Origin of the sequence: Gemmatirosa kalamazoonensis (genome assembly GCF_000522985.1) — a bacterium.
In the GTDB taxonomy this organism is placed as follows: Bacteria; Gemmatimonadota; Gemmatimonadetes; order Gemmatimonadales; family Gemmatimonadaceae; genus Gemmatirosa; species Gemmatirosa kalamazoonensis.
In genome coordinates this window covers 391,770-411,686 of sequence record NZ_CP007128.1, presented here as the reverse complement: position 1 = coordinate 411,686, position 19,917 = coordinate 391,770, and the positions used below count along the sequence as shown (strand labels likewise).

Sequence of the window (19,917 nt, the reverse complement as noted above, 5' to 3'; positions counted from 1 at the left end):
TGAGACGACACAGCACAATGACGATGCTTCGTTTCCTCGCCGCGATCACCCTTACGGCCGCGACGGCCGGGGCCCAGCAGCAGCTCGGGGAGGGCTCGCCGCAGCCTGGCAACAGGCCGTACGCGATCCCCGACTCGTCCGGGCGGCCGCGTGTCACGGCCACGCCCTGGTCGGTGCGGTTCGCCGAGTCGGTCATGAAGCGCAACCCGCAGACGCATCGCCGGTGGGACTACACGGCGGGCGTCGTCCTCGGCGCGATCGAGAAGGTCGCCCTCGCACGGCGCGACACGGCGATGCTCGGCTACGTGCGCCGCAACATGGAGCGGTTCGTGAAGCCCGACGGGTCCATCGACGGCTATAGGATGGACGAGTTCAACATCGACGCCGTGTCGCAGGGACGGCTGCTGTTCGGCCTCGCGCAGCGCACGACCGACCCGCGGTGGCGCAAGGCCGCCGACCTGCTGCGCGAGCAGCTGCGCCGGCAGCCGCGCACCGCGGAGGGCGGGTTCTGGCACAAGCAGATCTACCCGCAGCAGATGTGGCTCGACGGGCTGTACATGGGCGAGCCGTTCTACGCGCAGTACGCGAAGGAGTACGGCGAGCCCGCCGCGTTCGACGACGTCGCGCGTCAGTTCCTGCTCGTCGCGCGCCACACGCGCGACCCGCGCACGAGCCTCATGTACCACGGCTGGGACGCGGCGCACGTGCAGAAGTGGGCCGACAGCGCGACGGGGCTGTCGCCGAGCTTCTGGGGGCGCGCGATGGGCTGGTACATGGTCGGCGTCGTCGAGACGCTCGACTACCTGCCGGCGAGCCACCCCGACCGTGCGGCGATCGTGCAGACGCTGCGCGACGCGGCGGAAGGCGTCGCGCGCGTCCAGGACCCGGTGACGGGGCTCTGGTGGGACGTGCTCGATCAGTCGAACCGCCGCGGGAACTACCTCGAGGGGAGCGCGTCGAGCATGTTCGTCTACGCGCTCGCGAAGGCCGCGCGGCTCGGCTACATCGACACGCGTTACCGCGACGTCGCGCGCCGCGGGCTCGACGGGCTGCTGCGCAACCTCGTGCGCGAGAACGCCGACGGCAGCGTGTCGCTCACGAACATCGTCGCCGTCTCCGGGCTCGGCGGACAGCCGCGCGCCGACGGCTCGTTCCGCAGCGGCACGTTCGAGTACTACGTCGGCGAGCCCGTGGTGACCGACGACTACAAGGGCGTCGGCCCGTTCATCCTCGCCGCGCTGGAGCTGGGCAAGTGAACGCATCGCTCGAATCGCTGTTCTCGCTCGAGGGCCGGCGCGCGCTCGTCACCGGCGCGAGCCGCGGGCTCGGACGCGGCATGGCGGAGGCGCTCGCGAGCGCCGGCGCCGACGTCGTGTGCGCGAGCTCGAAGCCCGGCGGCGCCGCGGAGACCGCGGAAGCGGTGCGCGCGATGGGCCGTACGGCGTGGGAGGTGGACGCGGATCTCGCCGACCGCGACGCGGTGCTCGCGATGGCCGAGCGCGCGGAGCGGCTCGCGGGGGGGATCGACGTCCTCGTGAACAACGGCGGCACGATCCGGCGCCACCCGGCCGTCGACCATCCGCTCGCCGACTGGGACGCGGTGCTGCGCACGAACCTCGACGCGGTGTTCCTCCTCTCGCAGCGGCTCGGCCGCGGCATGATCGAGCGCGGCGCGGGGAAGATCGTCAACGTCGCGTCGCTGCTCTCGTTCAGCGGCGGCATCACGGTGCCCGGCTACACGGCGAGCAAGCACGCGGTGGCCGGCGTGACGAAGGCGCTGGCGAACGAGTGGGCGCGGTTCGGCGTGCAGGTGAACGCGATCGCGCCGGGCTACTTCGCCACCGACAACACCGAGCGGCTGCGTGCCGACGAGACGCGCTTCGCCGAGATCAGCGCGCGGATTCCCGCCGCGCGGTGGGGCGACCCGCAGGACCTCGCCGGCGCGGTGATCTTCCTCGCCTCGCGGGCGAGCGACTACGTGAACGGGCACGTGCTCGTCGTCGACGGAGGCTGGATGGCCCGGTGAGCACAACGACGACTCACGCGGAGCCGCGGAGGACGCGGAGACCGCAAAGCCGAGCGATTCCTCGAATTCTCGGAATTCCTCGAATTGACGAACCGAGGCCGTGGAGTCGTGCCCGGCGACACTGAACCGCGCCCGGGACGACTCCACGACGTGGGGCTCGATTCAGCGAATCTCGAGAATTGAGGAGATCCTCAGCCGTACTCCGCGTGCTCCGCGGCTCCGTGTGAGACCCGAAACAACGCACCCATGAGATACCTGCCTAACGCCGCGACGACGTCGCGGATGACCACCGAGGAGCTCCGCGCGAGCTTCCTCGTCTCCGACATCTTCCGCCCCGGCGAGGTCCGGCTCGAGATCGTCGATCTCGACCGCGTCGTCATCGGCGGCGCGGTGCCGACCGGCGCGCCCCTGAGGCTCGAGGCGCACCCCGACCTGCTGGCCGAGTACTTCACGGAGCGGCGCGAGCTCGGCGTGCTGAACATCGGCGGCGTGGGCACCGTCACGGTCGACGGCACGCGCCATCTGTTAGGCCGCAAGGACGTGCTGTACGTCGGGCGCGGGAGCCGCGACGTGTCGTTCGAGAGCGCGGACGCGAAGGACCCGGCGCGCTTCTATCTCGTGAGCTATCCCGCGCACGCGTCGCACCCGACCACGGTGGTGACGCAGTCCGAGGCGCAGGGAGCGACCATCGGCGCGCTGGAGACGGCGAACCGGCGTCGCGTGGCGCGCTACATCCACACCGCCGGCGCGCGCAGCGCGCAGCTCGTCATGGGCGTCACGACGCTGGAGCCGGGGAGCGTGTGGAACACGATGCCCGCGCACACGCACCACCGCCGCACCGAGATCTACCTGTACTTCGACCTGCCGCACGACGCGATCGTGCTCCACCTGCTCGGCCAGCCGTCGGAGACGCGGACGATCGTGGTGCGCGACGGCGAGGTCGCGCTGTCGCCCGGCTGGTCCGTGCACGCGGGATGCGGCACGAGCGCGTACTCGTTCTGCTGGGCGATGGGCGGCGAGAACCAGGACTACGCCGACATGCAGCCCGTCGACATCTCCACGCTGCGGTGAGCTCATGATCCGTCACCTCACACTGCTCGGCGCCTGCGCCGTCGCCGCGCCGCTGGCGGCCCAGGCGCCGCGCGCCACGCTCCGCGCCGAGAACACGTTGGGCATCACCCGCGTCGACGAGATGATCGCCGTGCCGTGGTCCGCGGTGCGCCAGCGCCTCGCGGCGGCGACGCCCGAGCACGTACGGGTGCTCGACGCCGCTGGGCGCGAGCTCACGAGCCAGGTCGTCGACGACGATGGCGACGGCACGTCCGACGAGCTGCTGTTCCAGGGCACGTTCTGGCCGAACGAGACGAAGGACTTCACCGTGGAGGCCGCGGCGCCGACGGCGAAGCCGAAGGTGAAGACGTTCGCCCGCCACGACGACCCGCGCGACGACGTCGCGTGGGAGAGCGATCGCATCGCGTGGCGCGTCTACGGCGAGGGGCTCAAGAAGACGTCGTCGGCGATGTCGTCGAACGGCATCGACATCTGGGTGAAGAAGACGCGCGAGCCGATCGTCGAGAAGTGGTACGGCAAGGGACACGACTCGTATCACGTCGACACCGGCGAGGGCGCCGACTTCTACGATGTCGGCGAGACGCTCGGCGCCGGCGGCATCGGCGTGTGGCGCGGCGACTCGCTGTACCGCGCCGACAACTTCAAGGCGTGGAAGATCGTCGCGAACGGGCCGCTGCGCACGATCTTCGAGCTGCGCTACGACCCGTACGACGCCGCCGGCCAGCGCGTCTCCGAGGTGAAGCGCGTCACGCAGGACGCGGGGCAGAACTGGTTCAAGCAGGAGAGCACGCTCCGCTCCGCCGACGGCAGCGACATCACGTACGCCACGGGGCTGTTCAAGCAGCCGGCGGCGGTCGGCATCGAGAGTAAGGCGCAGCCGCTCGCCTGGCTCACCGCGTGGGCGCCCGTCGTACCGAAGAGCGGCGGCCACGGGGAGCTCGGCGCCGCGGTGCTCGTCGAGAAGAATCGCCTCGTCGACTGGAAGGAGACCGGGAACCACTACCTCGCGATCCTGAAGGCGAGGAGCGGCGTGCCGGTCACGAACTACGTCGCCGCCGGCTGGACCGACAGCGGCGACTTCCGCGACGTGAAGGACTGGTGGAAGTACCTCGACGCAGCGGCCCAGCGCATCGCGTCGCCCATCAGGGTCACGTTAGGCGGGGCGAGCGCTGCGGCTCGGTGACGCATCATTTCCATTGCGTTACCATCTATCTCCATAGGCCCGAGTGCCTTGGCGCTAGCGCCTATGGGGATGATGGTAACGCAATGGAAATGATGCGTAACGCTCTTGCCTCCAGCCCAATGCGCATCGTCGAGATCCGCGAGACCACGCACTCCATCGCCTCGCCCATCGCGAACGCGTACGTCGACTTCTCGGCGATGACGCTGTCGCTCATCGCGGTCGTCACCGACGAGGTCCGCGACGGTCGGCGCGTCGTCGGCTACGGGTTCAACTCGAACGGCCGCTACGGGCAGGGCGGATTGATCCGCGAACGGTTCGCGCCGCGCGTGCTCGAGGCGGATCCCGACTCGCTCGTGAACGACGCGGGAACGAACCTCGATCCGCACCACGTGTGGGCGGCGATGATGCGCAACGAGAAGCCCGGCGGCCACGGCGAGCGCTCGGTGGCCGTCGGCGCGATCGACATGGCGGTGTGGGATGCGGTCGCGAAGATCGCCGGGAAGCCGCTGTTTCGCCTCCTCGCCGAGCGGCACGGCGGCACCGCCGACCCGCGCGTGTTCGTCTACGCCGCCGGCGGCTACTACTACCCGGGCAAGGACCTCGGCGCGCTGCGCGGCGAGATGCGCAGCTACGTCGACCGCGGCTACACCGTGGTGAAGATGAAGATCGGCGCCGACATCGCCGAGGACGCGCGACGCATCGAGGCGGTGCTCCGTGAGCTGGGGAGCGACGCGCGCCTCGCCGTCGACGCGAACGGGCGGCTGGATCTCGAGCAGGCGATCGCGTACGCGAGGCTGCTGCGCGAGTACCCGCTGTTCTGGTTCGAGGAGGCGGGCGACCCGCTCGACTACGCGCTGCAGGCCGCGCTCGCCGAGATCTATCCGGGGCCGATGGCCACCGGCGAGAACCTGTTCAGTCACCAGGATGCGCGGAACCTGCTCCGCCACGGCGGCATGCGCCCCGACCGCGACTGGCTGCAGTTCGACTGCGCGCTGTCGTACGGGCTCGTGGAGTATCTGCGCACGCTCGACGTCGTCCGCGCCGCCGGCTGGTCGCCGCGCCGCTGCATCCCGCACGGCGGCCACCAGCTCTCGCTCGCCATCGCCGCGGGACTCGGACTCGGTGGCAACGAGAGCTACCCGGATCTGTTCCAGCCGTTCGGCGGCTTCCCCGATGGGACGCGTGTCGAGGACGGACACGTCGTGCTGCCCGAGCTTCCCGGGATCGGGTTCGAGGGGAAGGCCGATCTGATCCGCGTCATGCGCGACCTCGCCGAGTGACCATGCCCATCCTGCCCGTTCTGTTAGGCGCCGCGCTCGCACAGCCGCCACGCTACCAGGCCGTCGTCGACGCCAGGTTCGCCGGCAGGGACAGCGCGGTCGTCGACGGCACGCCGACGTTCCACACCATCGGCGCCGCGCTGCGGACCGTGCCCGGCGAGAACGCGGCCACGTTCGTCATCTTCATCCGCAACGGCACGTACCACGAGAAGCTCGTCGTGCAGAAGCCGAACGTCACGTTCCTCGGCGAGAGCCGCGCCGGCACGGTGCTGACGTGGGACGACGCGGCGGGCACGCCGGTTCGGCCGGGCGAGGAGATCCAGGGCGCGGAGCACGGCACGCACGGCACGCGCAACAGCTACACGCTGCGCATCGCCGCCACCGACTTCCGCGCCGAGCGCCTGACGATCGAGAACGGGTTCGACTTCGACGCGAACGCCGCGAAGCCCGACACCGATCCCACCAAGCTGCGCGGCACGCAGGGCGTCGCGGTCATGACGTACGACGGCGCCGACCGCACCACGTTCGTCGACGTGCGGCTCGTCGGGTACCAGGACACCGTGTTCCCGAACGTCGGCCGCCACTACTTCCACCACTGCGAGATACTCGGCCACGTCGACTTCATCTTCGGCGCGGGGCAGGCGGTGTTCGACGACTGCGACATCGTGACGCGGGACCTGCACCGCCCGCAGGAGGGGAACGGCTACGTCGTCGCGCCGAGCACCGAGATCTCGAAGCCGTACGGGTTCCTGTTCATCCACAGCCGGTTGAAGCGGGAGACGCCGGGGGTCGCGAAGGGATCCGTCGCGTTGGGCCGCCCGTGGCATCCCGGCGCGCGCGTGACCGCCGTCGGGAGCGCGGTGTTCGTCGACTGCTGGATGGACGACCACATCGGCGCGAAGGGATGGGACCGCATGTCGTCCGTCGACTCGGTGTCCGGCGTGCGCTACTGGTTCGCCCCGGAAGCCGCGCGCTTCCTCGAGTACGGCAGCACCGGCCCGGGCGCGATCGCGAGCCCCACGCGCCGCGTCATGACCGACGGTGACCTGCGCACCTACACGCCGGCGCGCGTGCTCGACGGCTGGATGCCGACCGTTCGTTAGGCGTCGAGCCGTCTCACGGATCCCCGGTGGAGGCGGCTCCGAGCGGTTCGGACGCGGATCGCGCGGATGACGCGGATAGCGACGTGGCACGAGGCGACGGGGCGACACTCGTCGCCACTCCGAGGCCGGCATCCGGCGCATCCGAGCGATCCGCGTCGACACTCGCGGAGGGCGACCCGTTCGCGGGGGCCTGCCCGCGAGGCCGCAGCAGCGGATACGCCGCCGCGCACACGACGAGCAGCGCCGCGGCGACGGTCGCCTCGCGCGGGTTCGTGAGCGACGTGTTGACGAGCAGCCCCGTCGACCCGAGCAGGAACAGCGCCGGCACCACGGGATAGCCGGGCACGCGGAACGGCCGCTCGGCGTGCGGCGCGCGCCGGCGGAGGCGGAACAGCCCCACGGCGTTCGATGCGAAGCCCACGCAGTACACGAGCGTGATCGTCGTCGTGAGCTGGTCGAACGTCCCCGCCCAGGCGAACGCGGTGCCTAACGCGCCCAGCGCGACGATGGACCAGACCGGGACGTGCGAGCGGTCGCCGACCCGACCGAACAGCGCGGGCAGCACGCCGTCGCGCGCCATCGCGTAGGGCACGCGCGGGATCGCGAGCATCGTCCCGTTCAGCGAGCCGACGACCGCGACGAGGAACAGCGCGGTGGCGAACGCCGCGCCCGGGCCGCCGAGCAGCGCCGTCGCCGCGCGGTTCGCCACGGACGGCGCGTGCGGGAAGCGCGTCGAGCTCGCGGTCGCGATCTGGTCGAGCGGCAGCGCGGCGAGGAACGCGACGTTCACGAGCACGTACAGCGCGACGACGACGAACGTCGCCGTGGTGAGCGCGAACGGCAGCACGCGGCGCGGGTCCTTCACCTCGCCGGCCGCCATCGACACCATGAACCAGCCCGCGTACGCCCACACCGACGCGAGCACCGCCGCGCCGAACCCCGCGAGCCCGCCGCGGGCGCCGCTCACCGCGTGCGCCGGTCCGAGGAACGCGAGCGACGCCGTGCCGCGCGCGACCGCGGCCGCGAGCCCGACCACGAGCACGAGCAGCCCGGCCACCTTCGCCGCGGCGACGACCGTCTGCAGCCGGCCGCCGACGCGCACGCCGAGGCAGTTGAGCGCCGTGAGCGTCGCGATGACCGCCGCGGCCACGAGCTTGCGCGCCATGGGCTCGAGCGGCACCAGCGCGGCGAGGAACGTGGCGAACGCCACGCCGTACGCCGCCGCCGCGCCCGCGCCCACCACCCAGCGCGCCGCCCCGAACACGAACGCCGGCCCGCGCCCGAACGCCTCGCGCAGGTAGACGTACTCGCCCCCCGCGCGCGGGAACATCGCGCCGAGCTCCGCGTAGGTGAGCGTCGCCGTGAGCGTGAGCGCGCCACCCACCACCCACGCGAGCAGCACCGACCACGCCGCGCCCGCCTCCTGCGCCATCACCGCCGGCTTGAGCAGGATCCCCGTGCCGATCATCGTGCCGACGGCCAGCGCCGTCGTGTCCACGCGAGTCAGCGCGCGCCGCAGCTCGCCCATGCGATGTCCCTCGGCAGGATGGATCGCGAACTTGGCGCGCCGGGGCTCGGCGCGCCAGCTGGACTCCACGTACGTGTGTCCGTTGGACCACGGCGGACTGAAGGAGGACTGAAGAAGGACCAACAACAAGAAAAGTTGTGTTGTTGGTCCTTCTTCAGTCCCTCTTCAGTCCTCCTTCAGTCCTTCGGACCTCGTATGTGGAGCCGTGACCCGCCACGCGACACGCCCCGCGAGCGGATCGCCGACCAGCCGCCCGCCCTGCACGCGGATGGTCCGCACGGAGTCGCCCGGCATCGTGAACGTCCCCGTCGCCGCTGCCCCGTCGGTGCTGAACGCGCGCAGCTCCACGTGCGCCCAGTCGATCGCGCCCGTGTGCTGCGCGACGGCGACGTGCGGGATCACCGCGTGATCGCGCACGAGCAGCACGATCGGGATCGGCCCCGCCTCGATGCGGTGCCAGCGCGCCCCGTCGTATGGGCGCCCCGTCTGGTAGTCGATCCACCTGCCCGGCGGCAGATACAGCGACCGCAGGGTCGCGTTCTCCTCGAGCAGCGGCGCGACGAGCAGGTCACTGCCGAACAGGTACTCGTCCTCCACCAGCCACGACGTCGGATCCTGCGGGTACTCGAAGAACAGCGCGCGCAGCATCGGCCACCCGCGCTCCGACGACAGCTTCGCCTGCGCGAGGATGTACGGCATGAGCGCGTACTTGAGATCCACCGCGCGCCGGAAGTCCACCACGAGCGCGCTGTCGTACTCCCACGGCTCGCGCGGCGGCGCACCGTGCGTGCGCGTGTGCGACGTCAGCACGCCGAACGCGAGCCACCGCCGGTACAGGTCGCGCGGCGCGCGCTGCACGAAGCCGCCGACGTCGTGGCTCCAGTACGTGAACCCCGAGAGGCCGAACGAGATCCCCGCGCGCAGCTCCGCGGCCATCGCCTGGTTCGTGTTCTCCGCGTCGCCGCCCCAGTGCAGCGGATAGCGCTGGCTTCCCGCCCACGCGCTCCGCCCCCAGATCACGCCGTCGCCCGTCACGCGCTTCGTGACGTCGTACACCGCCGCGTTGTAGCGCACGGGATAGAGATTGTGCTCGTACCACCCCGTGCGACCGGAGCGGTAGAGGCCCGTCGCCGGCGCGTTCTCGCCGAAGTCCGCCTTGATCGCGCCCACGCCTAACGACAGCAATCCGGCGAGCTTGTCCTGGTACCAGCGCACCGCGTCGGGGTTGCTGAAGTCGAGCACCGCGTCCTCGCCCGGCAGGCGGCCGCCCTCGTCGCGCACGTTGAGCCCCTTGTCGACGATCTCCTTCCACAGCGCGTTCTTCGGCGTGAAGTACGTGTACTGCCAGAGGCTCACGCGGAAGCCGTCCGCCTTCAGGTCGCGGATCATCGCCGCCGGATCCGTGAAGCGCGTCGTCGAGAACTGGTAGTCGCCGCGCCAGTCGGTCTCGAACCACCCCGTGTCGAGGTGCAGCACGTCGGCCGGGATGCGGTACGCGCGCAGCTTCTTCGCCACGTCGCGCACCTGCGCCTCGGAGTTGTACGTGATGCGGCTCATCCACAGCCCGAACGACCAGAGCGGCGGCACGGGGCTGCGGCCGGTGATCGCCGTGTACTCCGTGAGCACGTCCTTCGGGTCGCCGAGGAACACGAACAGGTCGAGCAGCTCGTCGCCGGTGTAGATCGTGTGGTGCGCGTCGTACTCCGCGCCGACGTCGAACGTCACCGGGGCGCTCGTGTGCACGAACATCCCGTAGCCGCGGCTCGACACGAAGAACGGCACGGCCTTGTACTGCCACCGGCTCTGCGCGCCCATCGCGTCGCGCAGATACGCCACCACGTGCTGCCCGCGCTTGTCGAGCCGCGTGAACGACTCGCCCATGCCGAAGATCTTCTCGTCCGGCGCGAGCTCGAACGTCGCCGCGGTGGAGCGCCCCACGTCGCGCGCGCGCCGCACGAAGGAGAACGGCACGTACGGGTAGTACGACGCCGGCTGTCCCGCGCGCTGCGTGCGCGTGAGCAGCCGGCCCGCCGCGTCGCGGATCTCGATCGACCACGGGTTGCGCACGAGCCGCACCGATCCGTACGCACTCGTGTACGTCACCGCGCTGTCCGTGGCCGCCGTGCGCCACGACCGGTCGCTCGGCACGGGCCCGGCGAGCATCGGGTCGTCGGCCGGCTGCATCGACTCCAGCGGCACGTCGCGCGTCGAGAAGCGGAGCCGCACCGCGCGCGGGCTCACGAAGTCGATCGCGAACGGCAGCGCGGGGTCGCGGTCGTACTCGGTGCCCGGGAACTCGTTGCCCGGCGCGCGCGACAGCCCCGGATCGAGCTTCTCGAAGTTGAAGCTCGGCACGCGCGCGTACCGCTCCCACTGCAGCGTGCCGCGCCCCGCCGCCGCGTCGAACCGCGTCATCCGCGCGCCGACGAAGTACAGCTGGTCGACGCGGTGGAAGTCCTCGCTCACGTCGATCGGGTCACCCAGCAACGGCTGCGATTCGACCTGACCGGCCCACGCGAGGCAGAGCAGGGCGGCGAGGAGTCGTGTCCGCATCGATGGCCGTCTCCAATGACTGGTTGGTGTCACGCGGAGCCGCGGAGGACGCGGCGAACTACCAAGCTCCTGGTGTTCTCCGCGACCTCCGCGGCTCCGCGTGAGTCATCGTCTCATCCTCCTAACGCGATCAGCGCCGCCCCCGCGCTCACGAGCACCGACCCCGCGATGCGGTGCGCCGCCGCCTGGCGCTCGCCGAGCACCAGCACCGCGAGCACGCTCACGAAGATGACGCTCGTCGACGAGATCGACACCACGTACGCGGCGTCCTGCATGCGCAGCGCGAGCTGCAGCCCGACCTGCTGCAGCGCGAAGAACAGCCCCGCGAGCAGCACGAGGCGCGTCCAGCGTCCGGCGTCCACCGCCACCGGGCCCGCGCGGCGTCGTCCCGCCAGCGGCAGCAGCACGGCGAGCGAGAGCGCCGAGCCGACGCCGAGCGTCGTGCCCCACGGCAGCGGCCCCACCTCCGCGATGCCGATCTTGTGCAGCACCGACGTGATGCTGAAGCACGCCGTCGACGCCACCGCGTACCAGCTGCTCGACTTGCGCGCCAGCGCGCGCACCGGCGCGAGGATCGACCCGCCGGCGGTGAGCCCCACCGTGTAGATGCCGGCGGCGAGCACCGCCACGCCGAACGCCGCCGTCGGCGTCGGCACCTCGCGCAGGATGACCGCGCCGCCGGCCATCACGAACAGCGGCAGCAGCCCGAAGATCGGCTGCACCTCCGACAGCTCGCCCTCGCGGAACGCGCGCACCATGCACAGCACGCCGACGCATTCCGGTGGCAGAACCTCCGCCACCGTGCGCCAGTACGCCGGCGTGGCGTGCGGCCGCGCGCCCATCGCCAGCACGATCGCGCCGAGCAGCAGCCCGCCCACGAACCGGTACCACACGGTGGATGCCACCACGCCGCCGTGCGCGAGCGCGCGCTTCAGCGCGAGGTTCGTGGCGGCGGACGTGAGCGCCGCGAGCAGAGCGAGCAGGATCCAGCTCACGTCGCGCACCTATCGCCGCGACGCGAGAGCGTCCAGCGCGACGGCGAGATACGCGAGCGGCGCGTTCCAGTTGATCGCGATCTCGTTCGCCGCGTACGCGCACGTCGCGTCCACGTACGAGCGCGCGGGCACGCGCGTCGGGTAGCCCGCGCACCGGTCCTGCTGCCCCGGGTTCGGCCCGCCGACGAGCATCCCCGGCACCGGCGCGACGACCGTGTCGGCCTCCGACGGACGGTGGTGCGGGTGCATCGGCGTGCGCGCGCCGAAGCCGGTCACGAACGAGTAGCCCGTCGCGTTCCGGCCGAGCAGGTAGTCGAGCACCGCGCGCGCGGTGCCTAACGCCGCGGTGTCGCCGGTGGCGCGCCACGCCTGCACGAGCGCCATCGCCTGGTTCGCCGCCACCGCGTTGCTCCCCCACACGAAGTCGCGCGTCGTCATCGGCACGCCGTACGGGGACTGCCGCGCGCGCGCGACGAGCGAATCGGCGAGCGACGCGAGCCGCCGCACGAGCGCCGTCGTGTCGAACCCCGCCGGCAGCGTCGCACGATGGTCGACGAGCGAGTACAGGCCGAGCGTGCGCACCGATCCCCAGCTCGGCACGTCGGCGGCCGGCGCCGCGTGCGGCTCGGCCGCGACGAGGAAGCTGTCGGCGCGCGTCGCGAGGTACAGCTCCGCGGCCGCCCACCGCCGCTCGTCGGCGAGCTGCGTGTCGCCGTACGCGCCGGTGTTGATCGCCGGCGCGTGCCGCTCGTTCAGGCGCCGCTGGTCGTACACCGAGTCCGGATGCTGCCGCGCCCACCGCCACGCGGCCAGCGCCTCGCGCGTGAGCGAGTCGGCGAGCCCCGGCAGCTCGCGCGGCCACGCGCGCACGACGAGCGACGCGTGCGCCGCGACGGCCGCGAAGTCGAGCGCCGCCGCGGTGCTCTTCTGCACGACGTAGCGCGGCGCGCGGTCCGCGTCGGGCATCTCGAACCGGTCGAACTCCGCGGTCGTCAGCTTGTGGTACACACCGCCGTCGGCGGGATCCTGCATGCGGCGCATCCAGCGCAGATTCCACAGCGCCTCGTCGAGCGCGTCGGGCAGCGCGTCGCCGCTCTCCGGCACGTCGGTGTCGAGCCGCGCCGCGTGCGCGGGAAACTGCTCGACCGCGAGCAGCAGCGTGTACGTGCTGATGGCGGAGTTGACGACGTACTTGTTGTAGTCGCCCGCGTCGTACCACCCGCCCGGCGCGGCGATCGTCGTGCCCGCGGGTCGCGCGTCGCTCGCCGCCGACGGGTGCACGAGCACGCGGTCGTCCGGGTGTCCGGCGGGGCGCGCCCACGGGCCGGCCCACCGCGCCTCGATCGGTGTCGACGCGCGGAAGAAGTAGAACGCCTTCACGGCGCCGCGCGCGAGCTCGTGGTACGGCGTGTCGCTCACCACGAACGGCGTCGACACGCCGACGTCGGGCACGGCGAGCACGTAGCGGCCGGGGCGCCGCAGCGCGCCGAACTCCGCGCGCCGCACGACCTCCTCCGATGGCGCCCATCGTTCCGGCGGCGAGAGCGCGCCCGCGAGCACCGTGTCGCCGCGCGCATCGAGCACGGCGAACCGCGTCGCCGCGCTGTCGGCGACCACGGCGGCCTTCGCGCCCGTCGTCGGGAAGCCGAGCTGATTCAGCCGGATCGCCGCCGACGGCTGCGCGCCCGCCCGCGCGGCGCCTAACGACACGCCCAACGCGGCGAGCGCGGCGCCGCGCGCCCCGAGTCGGCGGGCGGCGCGCGTCACGCGTGCGCGCCGAACGCGAACGCGGGCGTCGCCTGCTGCGCGCCGCGCTTCAGCAGCACCTGCGGCGCCGGCGAGAAGCACTGGTGGATCGGCAGCGTCGCCACACCGAGCGCCGCGGCGTCCTCGCCGGCGGTGCCGACGAGCAGCCGCGCCGTCGCCGCCTTCTCCGGCACTCGGCGACCGGGCAGCCGCCGCGTCACGGCGTCGAGCAGCGCCTGCATCATCCGCTCGGACAGCCGTCCGCCGAAGAAGATCGCCTCCGGATCGAGCAGGTACTCGACGGCCAGCGTGAGGCCTGCGAGGTAGTCGGCGCCGGTGTCCATCCACGCCTGCAGGGCGGGGTGCCCCGCGCCGTACAGCGCGTCCAGGTCGGCCGGCGTGCGGGCGGCGATGCCGTCGCGCCGGAGCGCCTCGTACAGCCGCGGCAGGTAGAAGTGCGCGCCGACGTGCGACCGCGCCTCGCTGTCGTCGCCCGACCCGAGGCCCGCGTCGCCGGCGAGCACCGGCGGCAGGTAGGCGATCTCGCCGGCGTTGCCGGTGAAGCCGTTGAACGCGGTCCCGTTCATCACCAGCCCGCCGCCGAGCCCGGCGCCGAAGCAGAAGTAGAAGAACGTGCCGATGCGCTGGCCGGCGCCGTACCAGCGCTCGCCGGCGGCCGCCGCGGTGGCGTCGTTCTCGAGCAGCACCGGCATCGCCAGGCGGGCCTGCAGCCAGTCGGCGAGCGGCACCTTGTGCCAGCCGGGGAACGACCGCGGGTTCACGAGATATCCCAGGCCGTCGGGCGTCGGATACATCGGCCCCGGGATCGCCACCCCCACCCCGCACACGGCCGACCGGGCGATCCCGCGCTCGGCGATCAATCGCTCGACGGTGGCGACCATGAGCTCGAGCGTCTCCGCCGGCGACGGGAACTCGAGCTCCACGTGCACGCGATGGCGCACGTTGCCGGCGACGTCGAGCAGCAGGCCGGTGAGGTGGTCGCGGTTGAAGTCGAGGCCGATGCCGAACGCGCCATCCGGGTTGATGGCGAGCGCGGTGGACGGGGCGCCGCGTCCCTCCTGCCGCCGGTCGCCCTCCACGATGAGGCCGAGCTCGCGGAGCTCCCGGGTGAGGTTGGAGATCGTCTGCCCGGTGAGGTGGGTGCGGCGGGCGATCTCGGCACGGGGGAGGGGGCCGAACAGCCGGATCACCTCGTGAACGAGCCGCAGGTTGTACTGCTTCGTGTGGAGGAGGTTGGATCCGGTGAGCATGGCGCCTGGGCGGGGGCGGGGGGCCCGCGGGGCCCGCGGCAAGATAGTGACGTGGACGCCGACCGGGGGGTCGAATTGACAAATCAACTTGACGAAATCGTTTATCGGCGTAGCCTAGACGGGACGCACGCCGCCGGCGGTCCGGGACCCGACGCATTTGGTACAGCGGACCGCCTAATTCACGTCGACATTTTGGAACGTGCCAAACCTCGATTTTGGAACGTGCCAATGTCCCGCCTTACCCCATCCCCTTCGGAGGCGCACGCCATGACGTTCCGCTCCCGCGCAGTGGTCGCGGCGACCCTGCTTGGAACGTTGGTCGCGACCACGCACGCGCACGCCCAGGTGCCGACCGGCAGCATCGCCGGCCGAGTCACCAACGCGACCACCCAGACTCCCATCGTCGGCGCCCGCGTGTCCGTCGTGGGCACCACGCGGCAGGCCGTCACCCGCGAGGACGGCCGCTTCGTCATCACCGCCGTCCCCACCGGCTCGCAGCGCGTCCGCGTCGCCGTCCTCGGCTACTCGGCCCAGGAGCAGCCGGTCGCCGTCACGACCGGCGGCAGCGCGACGCTCGCCTTCGCGCTCCAGCCGGCCGCCGTCCAGCTCAGCGAGATCGTCACCGTCGGCTACGGCACCCAGCGCCGCGCGGACCTCACCGGCTCGGTGGCGTCGGTCGCCACGACCGAGCTGCAGCAGACGACCGTCAACACGCTCGAGCAGGGGCTCCAGGGGCGCGTCGCCGGCGTCCAGGTCACGCAGGGTGACGCTGCCCCGGGCGGCGGCATGCGTGTCCAGATCCGCGGCGTCAACTCCATGAACGGCGGCAGCGCCCAGCCGCTCTACGTCATCGACGGCGTGCCGGTCGCCAGCTCGGGCACGAGCAAGATCCAGGGTGGCCTGAGCCAGATCGACCTCCGCTCCACGACCGAGACCAACCCGCTCGCCCAGATCGCGCCCGAGGACATCGAGTCCATCGACATCCTGAAGGACGCCAGCGCGACGGCGATCTACGGCAGCCGCGGCGCGAACGGCGTCGTCCTCATCACGACGAAGAAGGGCACGCGCGACCGCGCCGGGCAGTACACGTTCAACCTGTCGCAGGGCGTCTCGAGCGTCGTGCGGCAGATCGACGTGCTGAACGCGTTCGACTTCGCGACGTACGTCAACACCGCGTTCATCAACGCGTTCGGTCCGCAGACGCAGTACCCGTACGGCGGCCGCCCCGGCTCGCAGACGCCGGACAGCATCCGCAACACGTTGGGCAACGGAACGAACTGGCAGGACGCGATCTTCCGCAACGCGCCGGTCACCGACGGCACCCTCGGCTTCTCCGGCGGCGACGACAAGGGGAGCTACGCGCTCTCCGGCAACCTGCTGCAGCAGGCGGGCGTCATCCGCGGCTCGGAGTTCAAGCGCGGCGGCCTGCGGCTGAACCTCGACCGCAGCGTCAGCGATCGCTTCCGCGTCACGCCGAACGTCGCGCTCACGCGCTCCGTGAACAACATGGTGCGCTCGTCGACGATCAACGGCTGGAACGCGATCGGCATCGTGCGCGGCGCGGTCACCTACGTGCCGTTCCAGTTCCGCGACACGACCCAGGCCGACCCGCGCGCCGAGTCCCCGACCGTGCTGTCGCAGTACGGGTCCAACCCGCTGCGGTACACCGACGAGGTGCACGAGAACGACCAGATCACGCGCGGCATCGGCGGCGTGCGCGGCGTGCTGAAGCTCGGCCACGGCTTCTCGTTCGACGAGAACCTCGGCGCGAACTACGAGCGCCGCACCTACGGCGCGTACTTCCCGAGCACGGTGAACGAGGGGCGCCTCGCGAAGGGCGACGCGATCTCGAACGGCTCCGAGTTCGGCAACCTGCTGACCGAGAGCCTGGTGCGCTACGAGCACGAGATCTCGGGCCGTCAGCGCATCGACGCGCTCGGCGGCTTCACGTGGCAGAACGACAAGAGCACCTGGCAGTCGCAGGAAGTGCAGGGCTTCCCGAACGACATCCTCGGCGGGAACGTGCTGCAGAACGGCACGCAGCCGCAGCTCCCGTACAGCGGGCTCTCCACGTCGCAGCTCGCGTCGTGGCTCGGGCGCGTGAACTACTCGCTGAACGATCGCTACCTGTTCACGGCGACGATCCGCGCCGACGGCTCGTCGAAGTTCGCGTCGAACAACAAGTGGGCGACGTTCCCGGCGTTCGCGTTCGCGTGGAAGGCGATCGACGAGCCGTTCCTGAAGCACGCGCCCGGCCTCTCCGACCTCAAGGTCCGCCTGAGCTACGGCAAGTCGGGCAACCAGGCGATCGGCGCGTACCAGTCGCTCCCCGCCATCTCCGGCGTGGCGATGACGCTGAACGAGACGATCGTTCCCGCGTACGTCGTGACGCAGCTCGGCAACCCGAACCTGCGCTGGGAGACGACGTCGCAGTTCGACGGCGGCGTCGACTTCGGCCTGTTCGACAACCGCTTCACCGGCACGGTCGACGTCTACCGCAAGAACACGTACGACCTGCTGCAGCAGATCACGCTCGCGCAGAACACGGGCTTCTCGAGCGCGTGGATCAACTCGGGCAACGTGACGAACCGCGGCGTGGAGCTGCAGGCGGCGTTCGACGTCATCCAGAGCAACCACCGCGGTGGCCTGAGCTGGAACATCAGCGCGAACGCGTCGCACAACACGAACCGCATCGCGAGCCTCGGCAACGGCATCAAGCAGCAGTTCGCGGGCAACCTCGGCGCGGGCGGCAACCTCGAGGTCACGCCGTTCATCCAGAAGCCCGGCCTGCCGATCGGCGCGATGTGGGGCTACGTGACCGATGGTCTCGTGCGCACGCCGCAGGACTCCGTCGCGTACTCGAAGATCCTCGGCTCCGCCGCGTGGGTCGGTGACCTCAAGTACAAGGACCTGAACGGCGACGGCAAGATCAACGCGGACGATCAGACCGTGATCGGCGACGCGAACCCGAAGTGGGTGTACGGCGTGACGAACACGCTGCGCGTCGGCCGCTTCGACCTCAGCGCGCTCGTCACCGCGGTGCGCGGGAACTCGATCCTGAACACCGAGCGCATGCGGTACCTGACGCTCGACGGCACCATCAACATCCCGCGCGAGTTCTACGACAACGCGTTCGACCCGAAGACCAACCCGGACGGCAAGTACCCGATCATCCGCCAGAACCGCAAGGCGGACGCGCGGTTCCACGACCTCTTCCTCGAGGACGGGTCGTACGTGCGGCTCAAGAACGTGCAGCTCGGCTACAACATCAAGCTGCCGGGTGCCCGCACCGCGCACGCGTACGTGAACGGCGTGAACCTGCTCACGTGGACGAACTACACGGGCTTCGACCCGGAGGTGAGCGCGTTCTCCGGCACGAACCGCATGGGCGTCGACCTGGGAAGCTACCCGCTGTCGCGCATCGTCACCTTCGGCATCAACACGACCTTCTGAGCGGCGACCGAACCATGACGCTTCATCGAGCCACGATTCGCATCGCGTTGGGCGCGCTCGCCGCGACGATGCTGGCGGCGTGCAAGGACGTCACCGACCTCCCCGAGACGGCGGCGACGTTCATCTCGCCCGACAAGTACTACCAGACCGACGCGCAGGCCGTCTCCGCGGTGAACGGCGTGTACGCGCCGCTCATGGGCTGGAACGGCTGGAAGTCGCCCGCGCAGTACGGCCTGATGTGCGACGAGCCCGAGCTGCTGTGCTGGAACTGGATGGCCGGCGGCTTCGCCGGCCAGCAGGCGGGCCAGTGGTACATGCAGGACAACAGCGTGTACATCGGCGACTACCAGATCATCGAGCGCGCGAACGAGGTGCTCGCCAACGTGCCGAAGAGCGCCGGCATCTCCGACGCGACCAAGAAGCTGTCGCAGGGGCAGGCGCTGTTCGCCCGCGGCTACGCGTACTTCGACCTCGTCCGGCGCTACGGCGGCGTGCCGCTGCGCCTCGAGCCGTACCAGCCGGACGCGCAGATGGGCGCCCTGCCGCGCAGCGCGCCCGAGGTGATCTGGCTGCAGGCGGCGAAGGACCTCAAGGCCGCCGCCCCGCTGCTGCCGACGACGTACAGCCAGCCGAACGGCCAGGGGCTGCCGCGCGCCGCGACGGCGTGGGGGCTGCTCGCGAAGGTCTATCTGCACATGGCGGGCGACGAGGCCACGGGTACGCCGCTCGCCGCGCTGAAGTCCGCCTACCTCGACTCGGCGCGACTCGCCGCGCAGACCGAGATGGCCGACGCGTCGGTGCGCCTCGAGTCGAACTACATGGACCTGTTCGACATCAACAAGCAGAACACGAGCCCCGAGATCCTGTTCGCCATCCAGGGCGCGGCGGTGAACAACTCGGGCTCGCAGGTCCCGGCGTACTTCGGTCCGAAGGGCGACTGCACGGTCGTCGGCAGCTGCGGCCAGGGGTTCCTGAGCCTGCGCGAGGACTTCGTGAAGTCGTTCGAGGCGAACGACAAGCGCGCGGAGCACAACAAGGCGATCGCGATGTCGTGGGAGTTCACGAACAGCTCGTGGGGGAAGATCCGCGCGCTGCAGCGTGACTCGCTCGCCGCGCTCCAGAGCGCGGGGCTCGTGGCGAAGGACTCGGTGGTGCGCTACGGCAGCTGGAGCGAGGGCTGCGGCCGCTTCGCCGAGGACTTCCACCAGCTCACGCTGAAGGGCGGGCAGCCGACGATGGTCGCCGTCGCGCCGCCGTACTACACGCTGAAGTACATCGACCCGACGCACCTCAGCACCGATCAGGCGGCGGCGAACAACTTCATCATCCTCCGCCACGCCGACGTGCTGCTCGTGTTCGCCGAGGCGGAGAACGAGAAGAACGGCCCGACCGGCGCCGCGTACGACGCGATCAACCAGGTGCGCACGCGCGCCGGCCTCCCCAAGCTCGCGGGGCTCAGCCAGGCGCAGTTCCGCCAGGCCGTGTGGGCGGAGCGCTCGCACGAGCTGTACGGCGAGTTCCAGTCGCGCTTCGATCTCGTGCGCGAGGGGCGCTGGCTCGACGTGATGAACCAGAAGTCCGCGATCGCGGACTACGCGAGCCAGGGGACGTGCAAGCCGCGCCAGGCGTACCAGAAGCTGCAGAACATCCCGAGCAAGGAGCTCGCGGCGAATCCGGCGCTGACGCAGAACCCGGGCTACTGAGCCCC

The 19,917-nt window shown here is 71.1% G+C and carries 13 protein-coding genes; 8 read left to right on the top strand and 5 right to left on the bottom strand.

Translation table 11 applies throughout. From position 1 onward, the window contains the following. Window positions 1-17: 17 nt before the first annotated feature. The 6 genes from J421_RS01855 to J421_RS01830 all read left to right on the top strand — a co-directional run bounded on the left by J421_RS01855 (window position 18) and on the right by J421_RS01830 (window position 6,663). Complete coding sequence (locus tag J421_RS01855; RefSeq protein WP_025409461.1) at window positions 18-1,256, top strand: glycoside hydrolase family 88/105 protein; 1,239 nt, start codon at window positions 18-20, stop codon at window positions 1,254-1,256. After that, entirely contained in the window at window positions 1,253-2,026 is a 774-nt protein-coding gene (kduD, locus tag J421_RS01850) for a 2-dehydro-3-deoxy-D-gluconate 5-dehydrogenase KduD (protein ID WP_025409460.1), read from the top strand. Before J421_RS01855 ends, kduD begins: the two co-directional genes overlap by 4 nt. A 246-nt stretch (window positions 2,027-2,272) precedes the next feature. Beyond that, window positions 2,273-3,097 (top strand): 5-dehydro-4-deoxy-D-glucuronate isomerase, encoded by an 825-nt coding sequence (gene kduI, locus J421_RS01845; RefSeq protein ID WP_025409459.1) that lies wholly within the window; start codon window positions 2,273-2,275, stop codon window positions 3,095-3,097. A gap of 4 nt (window positions 3,098-3,101) precedes the next feature. Continuing rightward, a complete protein-coding gene (locus J421_RS01840; protein WP_025409458.1) occupies window positions 3,102-4,280 on the top strand; it encodes a DUF4861 domain-containing protein in 1,179 nt (392 codons plus the stop codon). Between the two features lie 119 nt (window positions 4,281-4,399). Further along, window positions 4,400-5,560 (top strand): mandelate racemase/muconate lactonizing enzyme family protein, encoded by a 1,161-nt coding sequence (locus J421_RS01835; protein ID WP_025409457.1) that lies wholly within the window; start codon window positions 4,400-4,402, stop codon window positions 5,558-5,560. 2 nt (window positions 5,561-5,562) lie between these two features. Continuing rightward, window positions 5,563-6,663 (top strand): pectinesterase family protein, encoded by a 1,101-nt coding sequence (locus J421_RS01830; RefSeq protein WP_025409456.1) that lies wholly within the window; start codon window positions 5,563-5,565, stop codon window positions 6,661-6,663. A 13-nt stretch (window positions 6,664-6,676) separates the two neighbouring features. Here the strand turns inward: J421_RS01830 and J421_RS01825 are convergent, their stop codons facing one another. The 5 genes from J421_RS01825 to J421_RS01805 all read right to left on the bottom strand — a co-directional run bounded on the left by J421_RS01825 (window position 6,677) and on the right by J421_RS01805 (window position 14,756). Then, entirely contained in the window at window positions 6,677-8,260 is a 1,584-nt protein-coding gene (locus J421_RS01825) for an APC family permease (RefSeq protein WP_148306104.1), read from the bottom strand. A gap of 96 nt (window positions 8,261-8,356) precedes the next feature. Next, window positions 8,357-10,744, bottom strand: a complete 2,388-nt coding sequence (locus tag J421_RS01820) for a glycoside hydrolase family 31 protein (RefSeq protein ID WP_025409454.1) — start codon at window positions 10,742-10,744, stop codon at window positions 8,357-8,359. Between the two features lie 113 nt (window positions 10,745-10,857). Next, window positions 10,858-11,739 (bottom strand): EamA family transporter, encoded by an 882-nt coding sequence (locus J421_RS01815; RefSeq protein WP_158508626.1) that lies wholly within the window; start codon window positions 11,737-11,739, stop codon window positions 10,858-10,860. A gap of 9 nt (window positions 11,740-11,748) precedes the next feature. Continuing rightward, the gene (locus J421_RS01810; protein WP_025409452.1) at window positions 11,749-13,506 is read right to left on the bottom strand and encodes a glycoside hydrolase family 9 protein; all 1,758 of its coding nucleotides are present in this window, start codon (window positions 13,504-13,506) and stop codon (window positions 11,749-11,751) included. Further along, a complete protein-coding gene (locus tag J421_RS01805; RefSeq protein ID WP_025409451.1) occupies window positions 13,503-14,756 on the bottom strand; it encodes an ROK family transcriptional regulator in 1,254 nt (417 codons plus the stop codon). The genes J421_RS01810 and J421_RS01805 overlap by 4 nt, the downstream gene beginning before the upstream one ends. Window positions 14,757-15,023: 267 nt before the next feature. Between J421_RS01805 and J421_RS01800 the strand changes: the two genes are divergently transcribed. Further along, on the top strand, window positions 15,024-18,209 hold the full coding sequence (locus J421_RS01800; protein WP_158508625.1) for a SusC/RagA family TonB-linked outer membrane protein: 3,186 nt from the start codon (window positions 15,024-15,026) through the stop codon (window positions 18,207-18,209). Between the two features lie 14 nt (window positions 18,210-18,223). Further along, window positions 18,224-19,912 (top strand): RagB/SusD family nutrient uptake outer membrane protein, encoded by a 1,689-nt coding sequence (locus tag J421_RS01795; RefSeq protein ID WP_025409449.1) that lies wholly within the window; start codon window positions 18,224-18,226, stop codon window positions 19,910-19,912. The last annotated feature ends 5 nt before the right edge of the window (window positions 19,913-19,917 follow it).

What these genes read in the sequence shown, in the direction of transcription:
- J421_RS01855 (WP_025409461.1), top strand. Translation starts at nt 18, where the DNA reads ATGACGATGCTTCGTTTCCTCGCCGCGATCACCCTTACGGCCGCGACG.
- kduI (WP_025409459.1), top strand. Translation starts at nt 2,273, where the DNA reads ATGAGATACCTGCCTAACGCCGCGACGACGTCGCGGATGACCACCGAG.
- J421_RS01840 (WP_025409458.1), top strand. Translation starts at nt 3,102, where the DNA reads ATGATCCGTCACCTCACACTGCTCGGCGCCTGCGCCGTCGCCGCGCCG.
- J421_RS01835 (WP_025409457.1), top strand. Translation starts at nt 4,400, where the DNA reads ATGCGCATCGTCGAGATCCGCGAGACCACGCACTCCATCGCCTCGCCC.
- J421_RS01830 (WP_025409456.1), top strand. Translation starts at nt 5,563, where the DNA reads ATGCCCATCCTGCCCGTTCTGTTAGGCGCCGCGCTCGCACAGCCGCCA.
- J421_RS01820 (WP_025409454.1), bottom strand. Translation starts at nt 10,744, where the DNA reads ATGCGGACACGACTCCTCGCCGCCCTGCTCTGCCTCGCGTGGGCCGGT.
- J421_RS01805 (WP_025409451.1), bottom strand. Translation starts at nt 14,756, where the DNA reads ATGCTCACCGGATCCAACCTCCTCCACACGAAGCAGTACAACCTGCGG.
- J421_RS01800 (WP_158508625.1), top strand. Translation starts at nt 15,024, where the DNA reads ATGACGTTCCGCTCCCGCGCAGTGGTCGCGGCGACCCTGCTTGGAACG.
- J421_RS01795 (WP_025409449.1), top strand. Translation starts at nt 18,224, where the DNA reads ATGACGCTTCATCGAGCCACGATTCGCATCGCGTTGGGCGCGCTCGCC.